Raw genomic sequence first — 21,375 nt, 5'->3', positions numbered from 1 at the left:
GGAAATGATGAAAAATATGTCAAACTTATTTCGGTTCTGAAAAAATAAGAGTGATTGTTGCATTACATAGTCGTAGGGATAAATAAAATGTTTAAAGGTAATCATGAGTACAATCTATATTGGAAGACATACATGTAAAGATCATCTTTTTGATGTACTAGAATGTGAAATGAGTTCGACATATTGGGATGCCATTGGTGTGTTACTAGAGGAGGTTTTCTTATTAAACTATCCTGAATTATATGATGGAATAGCAAGAGATGAGTTTTCATTATTTGAATATTATACATTTACAGAATTATCTTCTAATGATTTTAATTTAGTAATTAAATTGATTCGTGCATATATGCCTATGTTAAAAGAGGTGGTATGGGGAGAAAAAGTTTGGATTACTGATGTCCAGTTAGTTAAATCTAGAGCTCAGCAAGTTTGGTTTGAGTTACTTGAACCGTTAGTTACAAAAGATGATCGATATGATGATACACTATCTATACCTAGACAATAGGGCTTTTGCGAATGTAATCTTTTAGATAATTTTAAATAAGATTAAGCTTTATAAATCATGAAACTTATTCTATTCTATAGAAATGAATTTGTATGATTGTAAATTGTGTAATGTCACAGCTTGTATTTAAAGTTTAAATAGATGTACACATACATATCATCACATGATAGTAAGACCTCTATGATTTATTAACATAAAAGCTGGTCAACTGATATCTAGACCAAATATGGATTGGCACAGAATACGCATTTTTTTGACTAATGCAAGAAGTCTAAAGTAAGTTATTAACCATATAATCCAAAAAATAGTAGATTTTAATGATAGATTTTTACATTAAGCAAAATTTAGATCTAGATAATCTAAGGAGTATCTTAATAGATATTTTAAATTTAGAAATAGATGATCTTTGTCTTGTTGATTATGAAGAATTTACTCCAGAAAATAAAGTTTACGATTTTAATAAGTTCAAGGTAATATGTACTTATCAATTTTGTAAAGAGGATGTTTCTTTATTAGTGAATATAATTGATGGAGATAAACTGGATAATGATTTTATAATTAAAAACTTGGAAACTATAGCAAAAAAAGATAAATTAGATTTTTATATTCCAGATGAAGATGATATGGATATGGGATCTTTTGTTCTTTATTCATCAAATAGAAAATTAATAAAAAACTTAGAAATACAAGAGGAAGAAGATAATTATGTTTTTTTCTTATAACTAAAATACTAAGAGGTTTAGAAAGAAGTATGAACTACTATGAATAATTGGCTTGATAATAATTGGAATGATCTTTTACAAAAACATCCCGAATCAAGACCTTTATTATCATATTTTATGGATTATTTTAGTACATGTGCTGGAAAGGATAATTTTATTGATATGATTAAGTTAGCTATCCGAAAGGAAGGAGCTAGCATTCAAGAGGTGGCAGATTATTCATTCACGAATGATGTTACAGATGATGGGGAAAGAGTAGATGTTGTAGAGTTCTATTTTAATGGAGAATTGGATGGTACAGTACCTGTTAAGATGTTTGTTGAAGTCTTTGAAATAATAGCATTAGCATATGCTGAATATAATCCAAAGGATAAAGAACAGATTATTCATCTTATACCACGCCTCGAACAAGCTTATGGTATTTAACTGGACTTTTATCTATTGTTTTCTTACTTAAGCTATTTCTTATTTGGATTCTAATGCCCAGTGATATGCAAAGTAACTTACATACATATTGGGAAGAAATTAAAGAGTCAATAAATTCTTTTTTGTAAGTCCATTTTATACAAGATTTCTTAGTATAAAATGCAATAACCTCAGTAATGCATCTGCCTAACAGGGTAGAAGCATTATTTTTATGCTGTTTTATTGGTTACAAAACTCAGCCCAGTCTGCCATAAGTGCTTTACGTTTCTCAATATAAGCACCACATAAATAAGCTGCTTCAACAACTGTATCATATCCCACCCAATAAGGTCCTTAATAGGTGAAATTATGAATATATATCAAATAACATTTTTTTTAAGTCGTAGTTGTTTAGGTGAGATTTCTGATAATTTTAGAAGAATTTACTTTTCAGTTGATAAAAACATTTTGACATTATATTTCTTATTGAGGGAAAAAAATGAAGATGATCTGGAAAATATTCAGTATGAGATTCTATCAAATTTTGAAATGTTACTAGAGGATGAGTATGAAGATTACATAGTCAATTATGAAATTATTATTGGTTATGAGAAATATTTAAAAGATTCTGATTTTAATATTCTTGTTGAGTTTTATAGAAAAAAAGAAAATTACTAAAATTATAGTAACCTGAGTTCGACCTAAAAATAGGTACAAAAAAGCCTTGATAGAGGGGGGAGTATCTAAAATTTTATACTTTTGAAGATTTAAGCAAAGATGATTTTAACCTGCCCGTTAAATTGATTAGGCAGCATCTTCAACATATGAAACCAGAGGATTGGCGTCCACGAGATTATATAAATGATATGGCTAAATGGCAGAGCATGGCACGTCAGGTATGGGAGGAGGTTGCTGAACCCTTTGTGGTGTTAGATAGTCGGTATGACACTAAATTAATTTAAAATATAAGTTCTATTACTAAAGTATCTTATTGTAATAGTGTGATGCCAAAAGTATCTATTGAGAGAAAATAAAATGCTCAAAAAATTTGTAAATAAAATGATTGAATTAGCGCGGTATAGTGATTTGTTAGATCTTTTAAGTGAAGAATCACCTTATACAACGGATTCGATTAACAATATACCTAAATCAAAAGTGGAAATAGAACAATATGCGTATGCATAAGTCACATTCGTTTTCTAAAAAAATTTAGACATACAGATGAACTAGTACTTGATGAAGATGGGCGAGCATATCGTTGGAATATCGACTATTTTAATAAATGGTTAGAAAACGGTGTTAAAGGATTAGAGGAAAATGAAGTTGAAAGTTACTTAAAAGATCATCCATTTCCGTAGTCTAAAGTTGAAGTGCTATTCGAGATTGATTTATGAATGATCAAGAAATATATCAAAATCTAGGCGAGTTGCTGTGGTCCATAATGGCAAAGGATGCTGGGATAATGTTTTGTGAAGGTTATATTTACCCTGATTCTTCATCTTATAGTTTTGAATGGATTACAAAAAACAATAAAACTAGATGGTTTGATTTTGATCAAATACCGCATGAAATAGGACAAAAAATAATGATTTTAATAGCTGAGTTAAGGTCATTAGATAATCTTAAAGAAAAGTGGACAAACTTTAAAGTTACGTTAACTGATACAGGTAAATTTAATATAGAGTTTGCGTATATTCCAGAAGAAGATCACTGGCCAAGTTTGAGTATGAGGGGAATTAGTGATTTATCTGAGGAAGAGTTAGATAGAGATTATTCACAAATTCCTAAGGATTTATGGCGAGAACGTGTAAAACTTAAAGAGCAAAATAAATAATGTGCCTGTAAATTATTTTATGTAAGTTCAATTTTTATAAGTTTCCTGATCATTCTGAAAGGAATCAAACAATTAAAGCTTCTGCTATTTAAAGCTGAAGCTTTAATTTTAAGTAATTTATTTTTATTTATCGCAAACTTAGCCCAGTCAAACATCAGGACTTTACATTTTTCAAGATAAGTCCGACGTAAATAAGTGACTTCAACCATTGTGGCGGCCACAAGAACCTATAGTCAAAATCAGCAAAAACAAGCGGAACAAGAGAATAAAAACATTGAACAAACAGCGATAGCAGAACTACAAGCCAAAGGTGGAGAAGATTGGAATAAGTATCAAAACTCAAACAATGAAGCTGAAAAACAAGAACTTCTGAAAAATAATTCACCGAGTTACAAACAAGCTTCAGAAACAGCCCAAGACTGGGGTATGGGGGGAGATAAGAGTCGAGCAGTCAATATGCAGTAACTATGGCAGTTACAGGTGCATTAGGCGGTCAAACAGATTTACAAGTTGCAGCCAATGCCCTTGCACCATATGCAGCAAATATTATTGGAAAAGAGTTAGGTCATGGAGAGGACAAAAACAAAGCAGCTCAGTTGGTTGCCCATGCGATATTGGGAGCAGCACTTGCCTATGTAAATGGAGGTAACCCAGCAGCAGGAGGCAGTGCAGCAGTTGCAAGTGAAGCAGCAGCGGATTACTTTACTAAACGATTAGAAGAAAAATATAAAGACGATCCAAAGTACTTTGTTAATGGCGAATTGTAAAGTTAATAATAATTGTGGTCAGGTATTAAAAAAATATGAAGATATTGCGTTAAATCAAGATAAAGAATTAGCGGCAATATGTTCAGTGAATGCTGTTCTATGTAAAGAAAAATATGGATTTATTATTAATTCCAGAAAGGCAATAAAAGAGGCATTGGATAAAAATAAAAATATACCTGCATTTTATGAAAGCGCATTATTTTCACAGCAAATGGCAGCAGAAGGATTCATTTTTAATGTAGAGTTAGCACGTGATTTCAAAAATAAATATAACATTAGTGATGAAGATGCAACACGTTACGCGATGATTGTGTCGGCAATTGGCGTAGGAAAAGCTATTAAGGGTAATAGTAAAAATTCTGCGAACCAATATAGCAGTAAAGATATAGCCTTTAGTCAAGGATATAAATTTAAAGAGGGTATTGATCTTGATCTACGTGGGAAGCAAGTTTATACGAAAGACGCTGTACAATTAGCATTTGAAAAAACAGGAGTCCCTAAAGATCAATTTGTTGTTACTAAATGGGGATATGATCAAAATGGTAAGAGTATTCCTGTTGAGTATAAAACATTACATGGAAGTAAATATAAGGGGGCAGAAGTAAGTGTAGACGTTGCCCATGAAGGTAAGGGTACTTTAGGGGTACCGCATGTAGGTTGGCAGACTCCAGGAAAAGGTAAAAAAAGTGTAGTGGGTCATATTTTGTTAGATGATGTTTCTGCTAACCGATCTAGAGAAAAAGGTCAATAATCGATTTTAAGAGAGGGTGATGTATCTATGTTAAAAGGTGAAGATTTTTTTATTGAAGATTTTTTTGAGGTAGCTGATGAATTAAGCATCTTTTATAGTGAACTTGATATTAGTAAAAGTGAAAATTTTTATATTCAGGTTTTTGAAAAATATTTTAGGAAACAGCCTGCTTTGAATGACTCTGAACTCTGGCAAGAATTAAAAAAAGAGACGTTTGGTGTGCATTTACCTATGGGAGCTTCTCAAATGGAGCGGCTTTTTGAGTTTTGCAATCCTAAAGAACAGAATTTATATATTTTTTTTGATTTTTATTATTGTAGAAAAATATTTAAATTTAAAAGTTTTGATGATTTGTCAAAAATTTTTGAAAATACATATAATTTTAATTTTTATATTGTAGGTGGCGATTTTTTATTTGTTTGGTGTAAAGAAGAAACGATTTTTGGAGTTGGTGCAGCTGAGAATTGGATAAAATCCTTGCAAGATAATTGGTAGTTTATTCGACTTTTTGTACAACCTATGTTGAATGTCCTTTAAGATTTATATTTCAACCGTACCTAGATTGTCAGCGTTATAGGTATCACTGATACAAAGCATAAGTTATACACGGCTACAAGAAGGAATTATCAAAATAAAAGGATCACAAATTTCCAGTGAAGGTTGGACGATACTTTGCAGAAGGCAGAAAAGTAACGGATGCTAAACAGGCTTAATTAGGAGATAAAATTTCTGTTGAAAATGTTAAGAACCAAGGAATAATTTTTGCATTACTTCAGGCAGGGATTAGCGAAGGGAAAGTAAACAACACCAAACAAAATTGATCCACATACTTCAAGTATCACAGGTGTAAGTAAAGCTATCGGCTTTGGTTTAGACAGTGATAAAGACAGTAGTGTGACCAAAAGCGGTATCAATACATCAAATATCACCATTCGAGATGAACAAGGTCAGCAAGCTTTAACAGGTAAAACAGCTGAACAGATCAAGTCTGAAATCTTGACCAGTGTGACGACAGATACAGCACGAGAAAACAGTGGTGTGCTGAAAAATAACTTTGACAAAGATAAGGTTCAAAGTGAAATCAATTTGCAGATGGATGTGACGAAGAGATTTGGGGAAAATGCACCAAAAGCAGTTGCTGATTTTGCTGAAAGTAAGGCAGATAGTTTAAGAAAACAAGGACAAGAGAACGAGGCAAGGAAGTGGGATGAGGGTGGAATATATCGAGTAGCAGCGCATTCAGCACTTGGTGCATTAATGGGTGGAGATATCACAAGCACGTTAGCAGCTGGTGCGACAGCAAAAGCGGCACCAACATTAAATACCATTCAAGATCATGTGAAATCAAGTCTTGAAGCAAGTGGATTGTCCAAAAATGTTGCAGAAGGGTTAAGTAGTTTTGTAACAACTGCCGCCGCTTTTGGAATTGGAAATACTATTGGCGGAAATGCTTCAACAGGAGCTATTTCTGCAAATATTGATATGAATAACCGGCAACTCCATGTTGATGAAATTGCGAGGCTTAAGAAAGAAGCCGCTATATTAGCAACTCAAAATGGTCAAATGAGTCGAGATGGCTATGAATACTGGTTTACCCTTTTATATAGTGTTGCCTATGGTAAGGTCGATACAGAGGGTCGTGAGCAACTCATGATTATGGCAAAGCAATGGGATAAAGCTGGTAAAGATACTAATGATTTTAGCTTACAGCAACTGTCCAAAAATATAAAATTTGCATCTAATATAGTTGATTCGATGGCAGGTAAAGTTTTAACTGATAATAGTAATAAGCCAATTATGGAAAATGGTGCAGCTGTAAAAACATTCCAAGCCACAGAAGCACAAAAGAAAAATACGTCATTATTTGGATATGATTCAAATACAGCCGGGTTGAAAGCAAAAGATGATCCGAAAAGTTATGGAAGTTCAGGTACAGCAAATAAAACAGCGCAAGGTACTGTAAGACGGGAAAATGAAGATTTAGTTGATGGTTTGGAAAGAGGGTCAAAAGGTGTGGTACCTGTTTTTCCTGAAATAGAAGTAATAGGCTTAGGGGCAGGAAAGTTAGGAAAAGAAATCACAGAAAAAGCAATTAAGGCGGTTGAAAATCAAGTTGCCAAACAAGTAGTCAAAGATGCTGAAAAAGAAGCTGTAAAAAAACAGACTATTGAGAATAATGTACACAGTGATGATGATTTGTTGAATAAACCATTTGGGAGAGGTGATGAACGAGCTGCACAATTTGCCCAAAATTGGGATAAAGGTGATTTAAAAACTAGTATCGATAAGTTTGCAGGTAAAAATCCGAAGATGGAACGAACTGATACAGGTAAAGTAATTTATACAAATAAAGAAAATGGAGTTCAAGTAATCTATGATTTAAAAGGAAATTACTTTAGAGTTTTTGATCCATCGATAAATGGAAAAAGAAAATATCTAGACTTAAATGGTAGTGTGCCAAATAATAAAATTTTGCCTAATGGAAAGCAGGCTGGTAGAACACAAAGTGAATATAATGAAGCAACACATTTTAAGATTAAATAAAGTAATAAACTAGGTATTTATTTATGAGAATCATGAGTGTTCCAATTTCATCTGAAGCAATGAAAAGATTAGATTTAGATGAAAATTTAAGAGAAGATTTAGTTGAATTAAATCTTTGTCAAGAAGAGTATGAGAATTTAAAAAAAATTGGTTATTTTTCTAAACTGAATAACCAGTTAGGGATTATGATAGATGATTATGAGGATGAAAAAATTATATATGAATCATTAGTTTTAGCATTAGATATTACGAATGATTTTTCAATAAAATACTCTGATAATGAAAAATTATGGAGAAAGATTAAGAAACTAATTTCAATTGCATTAGAAAAAAGAACTGCAGTTTTTTTCTTTTTTTAAAACAACGGCTTTTTGCACAATGATCGTAAGATTAACCTTTCTTAATTTTAAGTGATAATGTGAGAGATATCTGCCTGATTTGTAGGGGAGACACGAATGTGGGAAATGATTAAAAATGATTCAATGGCTAAGAGTGAATTTTGATCTGCTCAACTGTATTAATTGCGTTCAGAAAAAAATAGATGATTATACTTGGCATCACAATCCTCAATCTTCACCCAACACTATGCAATTAGTCCCAGATGAATTTCATTCGAATAAAGCTGTACCTCATACAGGGCAAAACTCATTGAAAATAGGTAAGTAAAAGAAAAGGAGAAAATAATGCGTGTTTATCAGGATAATGGTCAAAATTCATTAAATGAGATTCAAAGAGTCCAAGATGAATTAGGTTATTTTTTCCCAAAAACTTATATTGATTTAATGCTACAGCATGATGCTCTTAGACCAGAAGAAGATTGTTTTGATTTTATCAATTTTTATGGTAAGCAAGATGACAGAGATATTGTCTTTATTAGCTTTAAAGATAATCATCTAAATGGTAATATTTTAAAAAAGCAAAGTAATATATCTGATCTAAATAATTATGGAGTAAAAAATCTTGTTATATTTGGTAGATGTGGAAATGGAGACTATATTTGCTTTGATTATAGAGATAATATTAAAAGTACAGAACCCAAAATAGTATTGGTTTATCATGATGACTTTGTTGATTATGAAGATGGAACAAGTTCTATGGTTGTTAATAATGTAGCTAATAATTTTGATGATTTTTTAAATTTGTTACATGAATAGTAGATATTAATAAAGAGGGCTGTTATTCGCTTAACAGCTCTCATATTTGAATCTGTAGAGAAAAAATTAAAAAAATTAATTTAAAGATGATAAATAATAAGTATTTAAATTTATAAAAAATATTCAAATTCATTAAGACCAGACAAAGTTTTTGTAGAGTTTCCTATAGATGGTAAAAAGCTAGATCCTGTAATGTTTGAGAATAAAGCTGGTGGAGGACAATAATGGAAGCTCAAATTAATATTTTGAATGAGTTAGCTAAATTATTGCATTATTCAAGTGATAGTTTATATGAATCTGCTCATTTGGAATATAAATTTAATCCTGATGAAGGTTGGCGTTCTATCAGTATGTGGTATGAAAATGAAGGAAAAACATTATCACCAAAGGAAGATGATGTTGCCCAACATAATATTGATAGAATGTGTAAACAACTTCATGATGAAATGCAATCACATACAGGTGGTGATTGGAGAAAGTTTATATTAACTATAGATGAGCAAGGTAAAGCGAAAACGCAGTTTATTTATGAAATACAATCATGTATGGATGAATTTAATGATTAATGTTAAAAACCTCTAAAATTTGAATTGCACCCTGAAAGTTGGACACTTATAGTCTAATTTGGAGGGTATTTTTTTAAGAGTAAATTTTCGGAAATTAAGTGGATAGATTTAGAATTTGGTAAATATTAAAATCCAGAGTTATAAATTGCACCATTTCATAGTCGAGGTTTAGCAATTTTTGATGATGTTGTGATATTTAAAACTAAGCTAGATGAGATAAAAAGTTACACAGGACAAATGATTCAAGAATCAAAAGATATGTGGAATGTAATTAAAGATGATCCCTGATTATACTTGGTATCATAATAGACAGTCAGCGCCGAATAATATGCAATTAGTTCCAAACTCTATTCATTCGAATAAGGCTGTTCCTCATTCGGGGCAAAATTCTTTATCAAGTGATAATTATTAAGATAGGTAAATAAGATGCGAGTTTATGATGATAGCGGACAACTATCCTTAGATATAATACATGAAGTTGAGAGTAGTTTAGGATATAACTTTCCGATGAGTTATATTAATTTAATAAAAGATCATGATGCTTTAGCCCCAGTTGAAAATGTTTTTTATTTTTAAAATATTTATAAAAAGAAGATGAGCGAGATTTAAATTTTTTAAGTTTTAAAACTGATCGGTTGGATTGGTTTTTATTTTAAGTTATTAAAAAATAATTTTATGTCAGACAGTTTTAGACAGTATGAAGCGCTTCCGCCAAATATTTAAAAATCCCTTGTTGATACAAGGGATTTTTTTAATTTATTCAGAAATTTGTCTAAAAGAGATGAGGTAATTGTGTGATTCATCGAGATCGTTTTAATCTGGCGATTTCAAAATCTATTTCATAATTTGTATTTTGAATACGTTCATTATTTATTATCTAATCTCCAATACTACAACCAGAATATACAATACGACAAGGCTGTAAATTTTCACTTAAACAAAACACTAATGCACCTTTTTTAGCACCATCCTCTGAAAAATCAAGTAAAATTTTTGATTTTTGACCATCATTAATTGGATCAGCTATAGCAACACAGCGATTAGAATAAGTTTTAGATACTTCACATTTTTGTCCGCCATCCTGTTGACACGCTTTTAATGCTTTTGCTTGTGCCTCATCTTTAGATTTAAAATTTCTTGTAAAACCAATTGGACGCCCTTTTAAGCCTTTACTTTTATCCTCTGCAATCGCACCCCATAATGTTTCAATCTGAGGATACAACGTTGGATTTTGATTTGTATATCCACCACTTCCTCCGCCTGAAATAGGTGCGCAACCTTGAACACCTTGTCCACCTATAGGATAATAGCCTGAAGGACAATTCCCTTCAGCATGTGCATTCTCAATAGTTAAATAAATGATAAGAATAAAGAAAATGGATAAATAAAAAAACTGATTATTTGTCAATATCATTCTTTAAGCCCTTTTAAAATCAGAAATTAATGATAAAAATACTATGAATTTTTTTGTATGAGTTTTATATTTTAAAATAATACTAGGTTCTCTTGTGTTTTTAAATGTCAGTGTATTCTCGGTAGAAAGTATAGTACCTAAAATTTTTAGTTCCGTCTTTTAATGCAATAATTTAGCGAATTGATGTGGCATTAAAATGAACATTGGCTTTCTTTTTTATAGAAAAAACAAATCGTTCGGAAAACCCCCATTTTGAGTTGATTGAATGAGTAGAACACCAAAGTACTTATACTGTGATCATATGCTGCAGATTGTTTTATAAAAGCTCATATAGTTTTGGCTGACTAAAATATCATTTTCATGTCACTTTAAAGTTTGGCAAATTATTTTATTGTAAAAGTGAACAAACTTAATCTGAGAGAAACTCATGAGAAATGTACTTAGTCGAAGTGTAAAAGCTTTAATCTGTATGGGTGCTTTAATGACCACAGTTCAAACATGGGCACATGAGGATGAAGACAAAGTATTGACTAGAACAGTCGATGAACAGCCAATAGACAAAAAACAAAAGAAATGTGAAAAAAATTGTAAAACAAACAATGATCCTAAAACTCAAACAAATAACTCAACGCAACATCAGCATGGAAACGCTTCAGAAATGTCACAAATGGATCATTCAAAAATGACCAATATGCCTTCTTCGATGAGGGATATGAATCATTCAAATATGGAGATGCCAAACAAAACAAATAAGTAATTCTTTGAGAAAAATCATGAGTCTTTTTGACTCAACACATTTCATTGTGATCTCCAAAAGCTCATCAAAAGATGAGCTTTTTAAAACATAAAATTTGTGTATGAACTATGCTTATTTTAAAAATGTCATCGCTTAGACACGATATTTGAGTATATTAGAAGAAATTTTCACAAAATAAATGTGTATGCCTGTTCAAGAAACGACTTCTCCACGTATTCCCAAATATATTGCCATTCGAGATGCTATTGCCCATGAGATTGAGTCTGGGCAATGGAGTGCCAATACCAAACTCGCTTCAGAGCGTGTGTTGATGGAACAATTTGCTACTACACGTGTCGCAGTTCGAGAAGCATTATTGGCTTTGGAAATGGATGGTCTGATTTATCGTTTAGATCGCCGTGGTTGGTTTGTTCGTGCGCCACGAATTATTTACCGGCCGCAATCGACTAAAAGTTTTAACCAATATGTGACTGAGCAAGGGGGTGTACCAAGTACGGAATTGATTTCTGCGGAATTGCTGCAAGCGACCTCTTGGGATGCAGCACATTTAAAAATTTCGGTGGGTGATGATATTTATTCGATGTGGCGACGTCGTAGTATCAATGGTCGTCCTGCGGTAGTTGAACATTTACGTATTAATGCAAGTTTATTTCCTCAATTCTTAGAACAACAATTAGAAGGTTCTATTACGACTCTGATGGCAGAGCATTATCAACGGCAATTGACCCGAGCGCATATTAATCTTTATCCAACGGTATTGTCAGAACAACAAGCCAAAGCTTTGCATGTCAATGTTGGTAGTATGGGGTTATATATTTGCCGTACCAACTGCGATCAAAATGGAGTGATTACCGATGTTGACCAAGAATATTGGTTACATGATGTACTCGATTTACATTTTGAAGCGTCATAATATAGAATTAAAATAATTAATCTGGTTTAAACCAGATTAATTAAATTGTCATAAACTTTTGTTGAAATACAGGCTATCAAGAAGCAGCATTCGTTAGGAATGTCATAATGAGCCCGTATCTGAAACAGCAGCAAAAAAAGCTCCTCGCTATGGGCACAAGTATTCTCTTTGCTTGTGTCAGCACAGCATGCACCACGTCTTCAACCTCGAATGATGTTGAGCAAATCACAGTCTATACCGCGGTTGAAGCGGATCAATTAAAGCGTTATCAATGGGAATTACGCAAAGTACATCCTGAATTAAAAGTAAAATGGGTGCGTGATTCGACAGGTGTGATCACCGCAAAATTATTAGCAGAACAAAAGAATCCACAAGCCGATGTAGTGATGGGACTTGCTTTGACCAGTTTATTGGTCATGGAAAAAAAAGACTTATTGCAACCGTATCGTCCGAAGCATATTGAACAACTTAAAACTGATTTTTATAGCCAAAACGACATTCCAACATGGACAGGCATGACTGCTTGGGAGTCAGCTGTTTGTGTCAATACTGTTGAATTGGAAAAGAAAAAACTTCCGATTCCGCAAACATGGCAAGACCTGACTAAACCAATTTATAAAGGGTTAATCGTGATGCCAAATCCGGCATCGAGTGGCACAGGCTATTTGGATGTGACTGCATGGATACAAATTTTTGGTGAAAAACAAGCTTGGCAATATATGCAGGCACTCGATAAAAACATTTCTCAGTATGTGCATTCAGGCTCGAAGCCTTGCAAGATGGCGGCTCAAGGTGAAACGGTCATCGGAATTTCGTTTGGTTATCCGGGCTTTAAGCTGAAATCACGTGGTGCACCTTTAGAAATTGTCTATCCGAAAGAGGGGCTAGGTTGGGAAATGGAAGCCTCAGCTATTGTCAAAGGTACGAAAAAACTCAGCAGTGCAGAGAAGTTTATTGATTGGAGTGTTAGCCAAGCTGCCAATGAAGCTTATGCACAAAACTTTTCAATGGTGGCACATCAAAATGTTCATAGCAAAAACCAAGACTTCCCAAAAAATCTCGCGCAGCAATTGGTGAAGAATGATTTTTATTGGGCAGCTGAACAGCGTGAATCAATTCTAAAACAATGGTCAGCAAAATTTGAAAAGTAATTGAATCATATACACACAAAAAGCTATTCAGAATCAGTTATTCAAAATTAACGATTAAAAACTAGGTGCAGTATGCAAATTCCATCGCATTTACAAAATAGTAGGACAGGGCAAGACATGCCAAACTCGGCAGGGCATCTGCTCTCAACTTTAAGAACGTTTAAAATGGCAGAATCAAAAACAGTGCTTGAAGTGATGGATATTCAAAAATCTTTTGGTTCAAGCCGTGTCTTGGAACACATTAACCTTGACTTGAAAGCAGGTGAATTTGTTAGTTTTTTAGGTCCATCAGGTTGTGGTAAAACAACATTGCTACGCATCATTGCTGGGCTTGAACAGCCTGATTATGGCAAAGTGATTAAACAACAAATTGATATTACCCATTTTAATACTGCAAAACGTAAATGTGGCATTGTTTTCCAAAACTATGCACTCTTTCCAAACTTAACTGTGGCGGAAAATATTGCATTTGGTTTGCATAAAAAACACTGGTCAGCGCAAGAGATTCAATTTCGTATCAATGAATTATTAAACTTAATTGAATTGCCCAATATCTCAGAAAAATATCCCAATCAATTGTCAGGTGGTCAGCAACAGCGTGTGGCTTTAGCCCGTGCAATTGCGCCCAATCCTGATGTTTTATTGTTGGATGAACCTTTGTCCGCTTTGGATGCTTTGGTACGTTTAAACCTCCGCCAAAAAATTCGTACCATTCAATGTCAATTAAATTTGCCTGCGATCATGGTTACGCATGATCAGGAAGAGGCGTTAAGTATTTCTGACCGTGTGGCGGTGATGAATAAAGGTGTGATTGAACAACTCGATACGCCACATAATATTTATTACAAACCGCAAACTCGTTTTGTAGCACAGTTTATTGGTTCGATGAATTTTATACAGACAGTAGTGGTCGATACGCATCATTTAAAAATCAATGAGCAATCTTTTATTGAATTTCCACATTTAAGCTTTGCCCAAGATGAACATTATGAAATCGCTTTTCGACCTGAAAATGTCAAATTAGTTGCTGGAAATGAACCTTCTACTGAATATTTAAATTTAGCTGTACATATTGTCAATACTGAGTTTTTAGGTGCTAAACGTCGTCTATTTTGCGTGATGCAAAACCAAGATCAGGCAGATGACAATATGTTGCAAGTTGATGTGGATCATCAACATATGGCGGTGGTGCAAGATGGAATGTATCTGCAAGTGCCGATTCGTGACTTACATGTGTTTGATTCACGAGGGCATGCGAGATGTTAAATCAGTCTGCTGCAGATGCTTTATTAAGTAGTCAAACAGCACATCGTTTTCGTTATTCATTGCGTTCAAGTGCGGTGTTGTTTGTCGCAGCAATTCTATTCACCATGAGTTTGATTGCACCCTTAATCGTATTGATGCAAAGCGCATTTTTAAATGAACAGCATCAATTTGTTGGGTTGTATAACTTTACAGCTTATTTTTCCAATCCGGCCTTAATCTCATCGATTTTTAATTCGATGTGGATCGCCATTACAGCCATGTTGATTACGGTGAGCTTGGCAAGTGTTTATGCTTTTGCATTGATCAATTGCAATATTCGAGGCAAAGCTTTCTTTAAAACCGTGGCATTTTTACCGATTCTTGCGCCTTCACTTCTGCCTTCATTGGCTTTGGTATATTTATTTGGTCAGCAAGGTGTTTTTAAGGGCATGCTGGGAGAGGTGGAAATTTATGGTCCACTAGGCATTTTGATCAGTTATTGCTTTTGGCTATTTCCTGCCATGGTCATGTTGATGATGGGTGCATTTCGCCATATTGATCAACATTTAATTGAGGCTTCTCATGCTTTAGGAAAAAATACACTACAAACCCATTGCGCTGTGACTTTTCCTGCGATTCGCTATGGTTTAGTCAGTGCCTGTCTAGTGGCATTTACTTATGTCATTACCGATTTCGGGATTCCCAAAGTGATTGGAGGGTCATTCAATATGATGGCTTTGGATGTATATAAGCAGATCATTGGTCAACAAAATATGAACATGGGTGCCGTCATTTCGATTCTGTTACTCTGTCCTGCGGTGTTGGCATTCATTTTTGATCGATACCAAAGTCGCCATCAGGAACGCTATCAAAATTTCCAAATTCAGCCTTATCGTTTGCGTGCCAATCCTCGAATTGAAAAAGCATTAACTGTATTTTGTGGGGTGATTTCAGGCGGTATTTTACTGATTATTGTGACTGCGATTCTCGCATCATTCATTCGCTATTGGCCCTATGATTTGTCAATGACCTTAAATCATTATCGTTTTGACTATGTTGATGGTGGTGGTTGGTCAAGTTATTTTAACTCAATAAAATTGGCATTGTTTAGTACAGTTTTCGGTACGATGATAATTTTCATCATTGCCTTATTTAGTACCCGTTTTAAAGCACATCCTTTGCTAAAAAACTATGTAAAAGCCTTGGTGTTATTGCCTTTGGCTGTGCCGGGCTTGGTGTTGGGTATTGCTTATATCTTGTTCTTTAACGCACCGCAAAATCCTGTATCTTTCGTTTACGGTACGATGACGCTGTTGGTGATTTCAACCATTATTCATTATTACACCGTGCCACATTTGACCTTAACGCATGCGATTCAACAGATCCCGAATCAACTTGATCATGCTGCACAAAGTTTAGGATCTTCACATTGGACAATGTTCCGCAAAGTATATTTGCCTTTAACCTTTCCTGCGCTGTGTGATGTGTTGGTGTATTTATTTGTCAATGCTATGACAACTGTTTCAGCTGCGATTTTCCTTTATTCACCTGATACCAATTTGGCATCGGTGGCGGTGCTGAATATGGATGATGCAGGTGATACCGTGGCAGCTGTGGCGATGAGTATTTTGATTTTACTCACCTCATGTGCAGTCAAGTTGCTGCATTGGTTATTCACTCGGAAAATGATGGTATCGACACAACGTTGGCATGAGCAAACACATTCATAACAAATTGATCTTTTAGTCAATCTTTTTAATTAACTAAATCATTTGAATTGAACGCTTTCTTTTAGGCGCTGGGGATTTTGCGTCCTAAAAAAGGTAGATAAGGTGGAAAAGACAATGAATACAGCACAATTTGACTTAATTATTGTCGGTGCAGGCATTTTAGGATTATCGGCTGCAATCCAAGCGGCAGAGCAAGGTTTAAAGGTGCAAGTCTTTGAAAAATATGCACAACCTATAGGTGCGACTCGCCGTAACTTTGGCATGGTTGGGACTTCGACTCTAAGCCGTCCTGATGCGAAATGGCGTGAATATGCTTTGGCGACCCGTGAATTTTATCAACGGATTCAGGCACAAACCGATATTTCGTTTCAACAGCGAAACGGCTTGTATCTCGCCAATACTGAACTTGAATGGCAAGTATTAAACGAGTTTGCTCAAGCTGCAGCTGATTATCAGATTCCTGTAAGTCTATTGTCTAAGCAGCAACTGTTTGATCAATATGCTTATTTAAACCCAGAAACTGCGCTACGTGGCGGTATGGTGTTTCATGAAGATTATTCACTTGAGCCACATTTGGTGGGATTGCGTTTGTTGCAATATGCCGAAAAACTTGGTGTACACATTCATTGCAATGCTTCTGTGGTATTGACGAACTTTGATCAAGGCATGGCGCATATTCGCTTGGCATCAGGTCAAACATTTACCGCAAATAAAGTCATGATTTGTCATGGTGAAGAGACACAATCGTTGTATCCCGAGCTCTTACAACAAAAAGGTTTATTACGTTGTACTTTACAAATGGCATTAACCAAACCGCTAAAAGTCAATCTTAAAGCTTCGATTTATTCAGGATTGTCGATCTCTCGTTATCCCGCTTTTGAGATTTGCCCTAGTCATCAAGATTTACGCAATGAATCACAAATCGGTTTAGTTGAAAAATACGGTATTCACATCCTGATTAAACAAAATGAATTCGGACAAATTATTTTGGGCGATAGCCATGAATATTATCCGATTGAAGAGATACCACAATTTAATCAACGTGAAGAAATTAACCAATTCATTTTGCAATATTGCAAAGAAAATATTGGCTTAGAACTACCTGAAATTGAATCTCGTTGGAATGGTTACTATCTGACTCATCCTACGGAATTGGCATGTGTGATAGAAGCTGAAACCAATATTTTCCTTGTTAGTGCGATTGCAGGCAAAGGCATGACCACAGGCGCAGGATTTATGAAAGAAATGTTAGAAAATTATATTTTGTAATCTGGTTTAAACCAGATTTGTTTATACTGTATGAAATTGAACAAGGTTAGGCGAAATGAACGCACAAATTGAACTTGCAAACACAATTGAAAACGATGTTGAAAATAAATACTTACTGTTGACACCGGGACCATTGTCTACCTCGAAAAGTGTGCGTCGTGTGATGCAACGTGATTGGTGTACTTGGGACAAAGAATATAACGCATTGGTTCAGGAGATCCGCAGTCGTTTGGTGGCGTTGGCAACTGCAAAACCTGAACAATATAGTGCTGTGTTGATGCAAGGCAGTGGGAGTTTCTCTGTAGAAGCAGTGTTAGGTTCGGCGATTCCAAAGGATGGTAAAATTTTAATTATCAATAACGGGGCATATGGTGCACGCATGGTGCAAATGGCTCGATGTTTAAAAATTGACGTGGTGGAATTACGCTACCCTGAAATGCAAATCCCTCAACTGGCTGATATCGAAAAAGCACTTGAAGATGACAATATCACTCATGTGTCATGTGTGCATTGCGAAACCACCACAGGTTTATTAAATCCAATTCAAGCGATTGGACGCATTGTCAAAGCCAAAAACAAAGTGTGGATTGTCGATGCGATGAGTTCTTTTGGTGGTGTACCAATGGACATTGCAGAGCTTGAAATTGATTTCTTGATTTCAAGTGCCAATAAATGCATCCAAGGTGTACCAGGTTTTGGTTTTATTTTGGCAAAACGTGAGCAATTACAAGCGTGCAAAGGTTTGGCTTGTTCAGTCAGTTTAGACCTATATGACCAATGGAACACCATGGAACAGCATAATGGTAAATGGCGTTTTACTTCACCCACTCATGTGGTGCGTGCTTTTTATCAAGCACTTTTAGAATTAGAACAAGAAGGTGGAGTAACCGCTCGTTATCAGCGTTATTTCCATAATCAACAACGTTTAGCTGCAGGTATGCAAGCGCTTGGTTTTGAAATGGTCTTAGATCAAGACGCACCACAATCTCCAATTATCACTACATTTTTATATCCAAATGAAGTCGATTTTAGCTTTCAAGCCTTGTATGAAAATCTGAAACAAGCAGGGTTTGTGATCTATCCCGGCAAAGTCACCGATTTAAATTGCTTCCGTATCGGCAATATCGGAGAGATTTATTTAGATGATATTGAACGACTTTTAACAGCGATTGAGCACTATCGAATTTGATTGGAATTCACAACTTCATTTTTGCGCCATTTATGGCTCAGGAAGGAGGTTTGGATGGGGGGAGATTATAAATCCTCTCCCTAGCTATCTCCTTTGAAAGGAGCGGGCGCTTCCATTTGAAATTAAATATTACGCAAAACTCAACTTACGCAAGATAGCTATTTTTAACTTTGAGAAATGAATAGGACAAACTTATGAACACTTCAACTTCAGCATTACAAGCCGTGGTTTTTGATTGGGCAGGTACAACAGTAGATTTTGGTTCACGTGCACCAATTTTAGCATTTATGGCCTTATTTTCAGATAATAAAGTTGAAATTTCAATTGAAGAAGCACGTGCGCCAATGGGTTTGGAAAAACGCGATCACATTGCGGCAGTTTTGAAAATGCCACGTGTTGCAGATGCGTGGAAACAGGCACATGGTGCTGAAGTGACTGTGGCGGATATTGACCGTTTATATCAGGACTTTATTCCATACCAATTGAAAAGCATCCCAAGCTGCTCAAAATTGATTCCGGGGGCATTAGAGGCATTTGCTGATATTCGTGCCCGTGGTGCAAAAATTGGCAGTAATACTGGTTATGCTTCGATGATGATTGGTCAATTGATGCAAGATGCAGCTGATCAAGGCTATGTGCCTGACTGTACTATCACAGCCAGTGATGTGAAACATGGTCGTCCATATCCTGAAATGTTGTGGAAAAACTTAATCGAACTTGATGTGTTAGATGTTAAAAATGTGGTGAAAGTGGATGACACAGTGGTCGGCATCGAAGAAGGTTTAAACGCTGGTTGTTGGACTGTGGGTTTGGCCGTTAGTGGGAATGAAGTGGGGCTAAGCTTCGAAGAATGGTCTGCACTTTCAGCGTCTGAACAACTAAGTTTAAAAGAAAAAGCATACGCAAAAATGAATGCTTCAGGTACACATTATGTGATTGATAGTATTGCTGACTTACCTGCGGTATTGGATGCGATTGAACAGCGTTTAGCAAATGGTGAAAAGCCTTAACAGATGATGAATACCAGTCTTTATGACTGGTATTTTTTTAGTGCTGAAGTATCAATTCTTTTTTTAATTTCCTCATGCTGCATGAAAATGATGAATCCATGAGAAATTGTTTAATTAACTTGAGTGTTTGCTTGGTTGTTTGTGGTAGACCAAGCTATGAGTTAAATCGATTTTATAAGGAAGTGAGTACGGTTTTCCAAAATTATGCTTATAAAACTTATGTTGCCTAATAGCTTCCATTCAATGTTTTGCAATTTAAGTTACTCCCCCTTTCATGAGGGACGAAGGGAGGTTTTATATAGTTACATCAATCAACTTCGCATCCAGTTATCGACTGCAATTCGTCAAAGCTTAAACTGTCTACGTTTTCAATGACTTTCACACCTTTCTCAGCCACATCAATCACACAAAGATCAGTATAAAGACGATCAACACATTTCAAAGCTGTTACAGGATAAGATAATTTAGTCTTAATGTTATTTATCTAAAATTGATTCGAAAGCTTTTAAGCGTTTGTGAATGGAAAGTAACTCTATAATTGTTTTCCAAGAGTTAATCAAATATTGAAAAGATTGACGTACTTGATCAAAAACGTTGGTAATTTGGGTAATGAGTCCTAATGTCATTTTTCCAGCTGCAATGGATGGAAATAAAACGAATAAGCTAAACAAAATATCTAATTGAATATACCAGATGCTTGCAAGGTTAAAATAGGTGTAATGAAAGTACAATCGGAAATAGTTTTGCCGAACACTTCCAAATAGTGCTTTTAATGTTTTAGGTTGTGCCCGTTGCTCATGATCCTCTCCATAAACCAATTCTTTGCGATAAGCCGCTTCAACCTTTTGATTATTAAATTGTAGACCGGGTAATTTAATCCCGACCAGCATAAGTAAAACTGTACCGAATATTGCCCATATGATTGCTGCCCAGACTAAAGAATGATCAATATTTCCAACCAGTGGTAATTCTGTTACTTGTTTAGAAAGTTCAAATAAAATAGGCAGGAAAGCAATTAGGACCATGATCGCCTTAATAAAATTTACACCAAGGTCTTCTAAAATTGTTGCAAAACGCATGGTATCTTCTTGAACACGTTGGGAAGCACCTTCTACATGACGTAGTTCTTGCCAGTGCTTGGTATAATATTCATTCATAGCTGTGCGCCAACGAAATACATAATGGCTGGTAAAAAAAGAATTGATTACAGCTAAAGTAACTGCAACTAGAGCAATCAATAAGAAAGTAATTGTTCCCATATAGAGTTCTTTAATATCACCTCCACCATTTTCTAACATGTTTTGAATAAGGTTATAGAATGGTTGATACCAAGCATTGATTACGACGCTTACTTGAGAGGTGGTCCCACATGTTTGAACAACTAAAAGCTTATTTATAAGTGATACTCTGCTCTAGTTAAGCTACCTTATTTTGTTGTGGTAGCTGGTC

23 protein-coding genes and 4 pseudogenes are annotated in these 21,375 nt (G+C 34.8%); 23 read left to right on the top strand and 4 right to left on the bottom strand.

The window, feature by feature from the left end:
* Window positions 1–103: 103 nt before the first annotated feature.
* The 3 genes from ACG916_RS00135 to cdiI all read left to right on the top strand — a co-directional run bounded on the left by ACG916_RS00135 (window position 104) and on the right by cdiI (window position 1,653).
* Window positions 104–505, top strand: coding sequence for a hypothetical protein (locus ACG916_RS00135; RefSeq protein WP_419328552.1), 402 nt, complete (start codon window positions 104–106; stop codon window positions 503–505).
* Window positions 506–822: 317 nt separating this feature from the next.
* The gene (locus tag ACG916_RS00130; RefSeq protein WP_419330102.1) at window positions 823–1,227 is read left to right on the top strand and encodes a hypothetical protein; all 405 of its coding nucleotides are present in this window, start codon (window positions 823–825) and stop codon (window positions 1,225–1,227) included.
* A 39-nt stretch (window positions 1,228–1,266) separates the two neighbouring features.
* Entirely contained in the window at window positions 1,267–1,653 is a 387-nt protein-coding gene (gene cdiI / locus ACG916_RS00125) for a ribonuclease toxin immunity protein CdiI (RefSeq protein WP_419328556.1), read from the top strand.
* Between the two features lie 219 nt (window positions 1,654–1,872).
* Here cdiI and ACG916_RS00120 read toward each other — a convergent pair.
* Window positions 1,873–1,956: pseudogene (locus ACG916_RS00120) on the bottom strand (integrase); the annotation flags it as partial.
* Window positions 1,957–2,001: 45 nt separating this feature from the next.
* On the opposite strand from ACG916_RS00120, the gene ACG916_RS00115 reads away from it, so the two are divergent.
* The 12 genes and pseudogenes from ACG916_RS00115 to ACG916_RS00060 all read left to right on the top strand — a co-directional run bounded on the left by ACG916_RS00115 (window position 2,002) and on the right by ACG916_RS00060 (window position 9,660).
* Window positions 2,002–2,310 (top strand): MafI2 family immunity protein, encoded by a 309-nt coding sequence (locus ACG916_RS00115; RefSeq protein WP_419328557.1) that lies wholly within the window; start codon window positions 2,002–2,004, stop codon window positions 2,308–2,310.
* 146 nt (window positions 2,311–2,456) lie between these two features.
* Window positions 2,457–2,594 carry a hypothetical protein gene (locus ACG916_RS00110; RefSeq protein WP_419328559.1) on the top strand — a complete coding sequence of 46 codons (138 nt, stop codon included), beginning with the start codon at window positions 2,457–2,459 and terminating at the stop codon, window positions 2,592–2,594.
* A 428-nt stretch (window positions 2,595–3,022) separates the two neighbouring features.
* A complete protein-coding gene (locus tag ACG916_RS00105; protein WP_419328561.1) occupies window positions 3,023–3,466 on the top strand; it encodes an immunity protein YezG family protein in 444 nt (147 codons plus the stop codon).
* Between the two features lie 399 nt (window positions 3,467–3,865).
* Window positions 3,866–4,188, top strand: a pseudogene (locus ACG916_RS00100) (VENN motif pre-toxin domain-containing protein); the annotation flags it as partial.
* A gap of 31 nt (window positions 4,189–4,219) precedes the next feature.
* Window positions 4,220–4,984 (top strand): polymorphic toxin type 47 domain-containing protein, encoded by a 765-nt coding sequence (locus ACG916_RS00095; RefSeq protein WP_419328563.1) that lies wholly within the window; start codon window positions 4,220–4,222, stop codon window positions 4,982–4,984.
* Window positions 4,985–5,011: 27 nt separating this feature from the next.
* On the top strand, window positions 5,012–5,479 hold the full coding sequence (locus tag ACG916_RS00090) for a hypothetical protein (protein WP_419328565.1): 468 nt from the start codon (window positions 5,012–5,014) through the stop codon (window positions 5,477–5,479).
* Between the two features lie 306 nt (window positions 5,480–5,785).
* Window positions 5,786–7,528 (top strand): annotated as a pseudogene (locus ACG916_RS00085) (hypothetical protein); the annotation flags it as partial.
* A 32-nt stretch (window positions 7,529–7,560) separates the two neighbouring features.
* Window positions 7,561–7,887, top strand: a complete 327-nt coding sequence (locus ACG916_RS00080; protein WP_419328567.1) for a hypothetical protein — start codon at window positions 7,561–7,563, stop codon at window positions 7,885–7,887.
* A gap of 115 nt (window positions 7,888–8,002) precedes the next feature.
* Window positions 8,003–8,194: an HNH endonuclease gene (locus ACG916_RS00075; RefSeq protein WP_419328569.1), complete on the top strand. Its 192-nt coding sequence runs from the start codon at window positions 8,003–8,005 to the stop codon at window positions 8,192–8,194.
* A gap of 17 nt (window positions 8,195–8,211) precedes the next feature.
* Window positions 8,212–8,682, top strand: a complete 471-nt coding sequence (locus ACG916_RS00070; protein WP_419328571.1) for an SMI1/KNR4 family protein — start codon at window positions 8,212–8,214, stop codon at window positions 8,680–8,682.
* A 224-nt stretch (window positions 8,683–8,906) separates the two neighbouring features.
* Complete coding sequence (locus tag ACG916_RS00065) at window positions 8,907–9,248, top strand: hypothetical protein (RefSeq protein ID WP_419328572.1); 342 nt, start codon at window positions 8,907–8,909, stop codon at window positions 9,246–9,248.
* 277 nt (window positions 9,249–9,525) lie between these two features.
* Entirely contained in the window at window positions 9,526–9,660 is a 135-nt protein-coding gene (locus ACG916_RS00060; protein ID WP_419328574.1) for an HNH endonuclease, read from the top strand.
* Window positions 9,661–10,125: 465 nt separating this feature from the next.
* Here the strand turns inward: ACG916_RS00060 and ACG916_RS00055 are convergent, their stop codons facing one another.
* The gene (locus ACG916_RS00055; RefSeq protein ID WP_336951620.1) at window positions 10,126–10,662 is read right to left on the bottom strand and encodes a DUF4189 domain-containing protein; all 537 of its coding nucleotides are present in this window, start codon (window positions 10,660–10,662) and stop codon (window positions 10,126–10,128) included.
* A 481-nt stretch (window positions 10,663–11,143) separates the two neighbouring features.
* On the opposite strand from ACG916_RS00055, the gene ACG916_RS00050 reads away from it, so the two are divergent.
* From ACG916_RS00050 to phnX, 8 genes are all read left to right on the top strand, one after another.
* Window positions 11,144–11,419, top strand: a complete 276-nt coding sequence (locus ACG916_RS00050) for a hypothetical protein (protein ID WP_419328575.1) — start codon at window positions 11,144–11,146, stop codon at window positions 11,417–11,419.
* Window positions 11,420–11,597: 178 nt separating this feature from the next.
* Window positions 11,598–12,332, top strand: coding sequence for a UTRA domain-containing protein (locus ACG916_RS00045; RefSeq protein ID WP_410549091.1), 735 nt, complete (start codon window positions 11,598–11,600; stop codon window positions 12,330–12,332).
* 149 nt (window positions 12,333–12,481) lie between these two features.
* Entirely contained in the window at window positions 12,482–13,483 is a 1,002-nt protein-coding gene (locus ACG916_RS00040; protein ID WP_419328621.1) for a putative 2-aminoethylphosphonate ABC transporter substrate-binding protein, read from the top strand.
* A 72-nt stretch (window positions 13,484–13,555) separates the two neighbouring features.
* Window positions 13,556–14,749 carry an ABC transporter ATP-binding protein gene (locus ACG916_RS00035; protein ID WP_419328577.1) on the top strand — a complete coding sequence of 398 codons (1,194 nt, stop codon included), beginning with the start codon at window positions 13,556–13,558 and terminating at the stop codon, window positions 14,747–14,749.
* Window positions 14,743–16,458: a putative 2-aminoethylphosphonate ABC transporter permease subunit gene (locus tag ACG916_RS00030; protein WP_419328579.1), complete on the top strand. Its 1,716-nt coding sequence runs from the start codon at window positions 14,743–14,745 to the stop codon at window positions 16,456–16,458. The genes ACG916_RS00035 and ACG916_RS00030 overlap by 7 nt, the downstream gene beginning before the upstream one ends.
* Window positions 16,459–16,572: 114 nt before the next feature.
* Window positions 16,573–17,727 carry a TIGR03364 family FAD-dependent oxidoreductase gene (locus tag ACG916_RS00025; RefSeq protein WP_419328581.1) on the top strand — a complete coding sequence of 385 codons (1,155 nt, stop codon included), beginning with the start codon at window positions 16,573–16,575 and terminating at the stop codon, window positions 17,725–17,727.
* 55 nt (window positions 17,728–17,782) lie between these two features.
* Window positions 17,783–18,916, top strand: a complete 1,134-nt coding sequence (phnW, locus tag ACG916_RS00020; RefSeq protein ID WP_419328583.1) for a 2-aminoethylphosphonate--pyruvate transaminase — start codon at window positions 17,783–17,785, stop codon at window positions 18,914–18,916.
* A 194-nt stretch (window positions 18,917–19,110) separates the two neighbouring features.
* Window positions 19,111–19,926, top strand: coding sequence for a phosphonoacetaldehyde hydrolase (gene phnX / locus ACG916_RS00015; RefSeq protein ID WP_336951607.1), 816 nt, complete (start codon window positions 19,111–19,113; stop codon window positions 19,924–19,926).
* A gap of 294 nt (window positions 19,927–20,220) precedes the next feature.
* Here phnX and ACG916_RS00010 read toward each other — a convergent pair.
* Together ACG916_RS00010 and sbmA are read right to left on the bottom strand one after the other, a co-directional pair.
* Window positions 20,221–20,401: pseudogene (locus ACG916_RS00010) on the bottom strand (3-oxoadipate CoA-transferase); the annotation flags it as partial.
* A gap of 1 nt (window position 20,402) precedes the next feature.
* A complete protein-coding gene (gene sbmA, locus ACG916_RS00005; protein ID WP_419330104.1) occupies window positions 20,403–21,323 on the bottom strand; it encodes a peptide antibiotic transporter SbmA in 921 nt (306 codons plus the stop codon).
* Between the last annotated feature and the right edge of the window lie 52 nt (window positions 21,324–21,375).

Origin of the sequence: Acinetobacter legionensis (assembly GCF_048552295.1) — a bacterium.
In the GTDB taxonomy this organism is placed as follows: Bacteria; Pseudomonadota; Gammaproteobacteria; order Pseudomonadales; family Moraxellaceae; genus Acinetobacter.
This window is presented reverse-complemented; position numbering and strand designations above follow the sequence as displayed.

Excerpts from the sequence above, each read along its gene's own strand:
- ACG916_RS00135 (WP_419328552.1), top strand. The coding sequence starts at position 104 with ATGAGTACAATCTATATTGGAAGACATACATGTAAAGATCATCTTTTT.
- ACG916_RS00130 (WP_419330102.1), top strand. The coding sequence starts at position 823 with ATGATAGATTTTTACATTAAGCAAAATTTAGATCTAGATAATCTAAGG.
- cdiI (WP_419328556.1), top strand. The coding sequence starts at position 1,267 with ATGAATAATTGGCTTGATAATAATTGGAATGATCTTTTACAAAAACAT.
- ACG916_RS00115 (WP_419328557.1), top strand. The coding sequence starts at position 2,002 with ATGAATATATATCAAATAACATTTTTTTTAAGTCGTAGTTGTTTAGGT.
- ACG916_RS00110 (WP_419328559.1), top strand. The coding sequence starts at position 2,457 with ATGAAACCAGAGGATTGGCGTCCACGAGATTATATAAATGATATGGCT.
- ACG916_RS00105 (WP_419328561.1), top strand. The coding sequence starts at position 3,023 with ATGAATGATCAAGAAATATATCAAAATCTAGGCGAGTTGCTGTGGTCC.
- ACG916_RS00095 (WP_419328563.1), top strand. The coding sequence starts at position 4,220 with ATGGCGAATTGTAAAGTTAATAATAATTGTGGTCAGGTATTAAAAAAA.
- ACG916_RS00090 (WP_419328565.1), top strand. The coding sequence starts at position 5,012 with ATGTTAAAAGGTGAAGATTTTTTTATTGAAGATTTTTTTGAGGTAGCT.
- ACG916_RS00080 (WP_419328567.1), top strand. The coding sequence starts at position 7,561 with ATGAGTGTTCCAATTTCATCTGAAGCAATGAAAAGATTAGATTTAGAT.
- ACG916_RS00075 (WP_419328569.1), top strand. The coding sequence starts at position 8,003 with ATGATTCAATGGCTAAGAGTGAATTTTGATCTGCTCAACTGTATTAAT.
- ACG916_RS00070 (WP_419328571.1), top strand. The coding sequence starts at position 8,212 with ATGCGTGTTTATCAGGATAATGGTCAAAATTCATTAAATGAGATTCAA.
- ACG916_RS00065 (WP_419328572.1), top strand. The coding sequence starts at position 8,907 with ATGGAAGCTCAAATTAATATTTTGAATGAGTTAGCTAAATTATTGCAT.
- ACG916_RS00060 (WP_419328574.1), top strand. The coding sequence starts at position 9,526 with ATGATCCCTGATTATACTTGGTATCATAATAGACAGTCAGCGCCGAAT.
- ACG916_RS00055 (WP_336951620.1), bottom strand. The coding sequence starts at position 10,662 with ATGATATTGACAAATAATCAGTTTTTTTATTTATCCATTTTCTTTATT.
- ACG916_RS00050 (WP_419328575.1), top strand. The coding sequence starts at position 11,144 with ATGACCACAGTTCAAACATGGGCACATGAGGATGAAGACAAAGTATTG.
- ACG916_RS00045 (WP_410549091.1), top strand. The coding sequence starts at position 11,598 with ATGTGTATGCCTGTTCAAGAAACGACTTCTCCACGTATTCCCAAATAT.
- ACG916_RS00040 (WP_419328621.1), top strand. The coding sequence starts at position 12,482 with ATGGGCACAAGTATTCTCTTTGCTTGTGTCAGCACAGCATGCACCACG.
- ACG916_RS00035 (WP_419328577.1), top strand. The coding sequence starts at position 13,556 with ATGCAAATTCCATCGCATTTACAAAATAGTAGGACAGGGCAAGACATG.
- ACG916_RS00030 (WP_419328579.1), top strand. The coding sequence starts at position 14,743 with ATGTTAAATCAGTCTGCTGCAGATGCTTTATTAAGTAGTCAAACAGCA.
- ACG916_RS00025 (WP_419328581.1), top strand. The coding sequence starts at position 16,573 with ATGAATACAGCACAATTTGACTTAATTATTGTCGGTGCAGGCATTTTA.
- phnW (WP_419328583.1), top strand. The coding sequence starts at position 17,783 with ATGAACGCACAAATTGAACTTGCAAACACAATTGAAAACGATGTTGAA.
- phnX (WP_336951607.1), top strand. The coding sequence starts at position 19,111 with ATGAACACTTCAACTTCAGCATTACAAGCCGTGGTTTTTGATTGGGCA.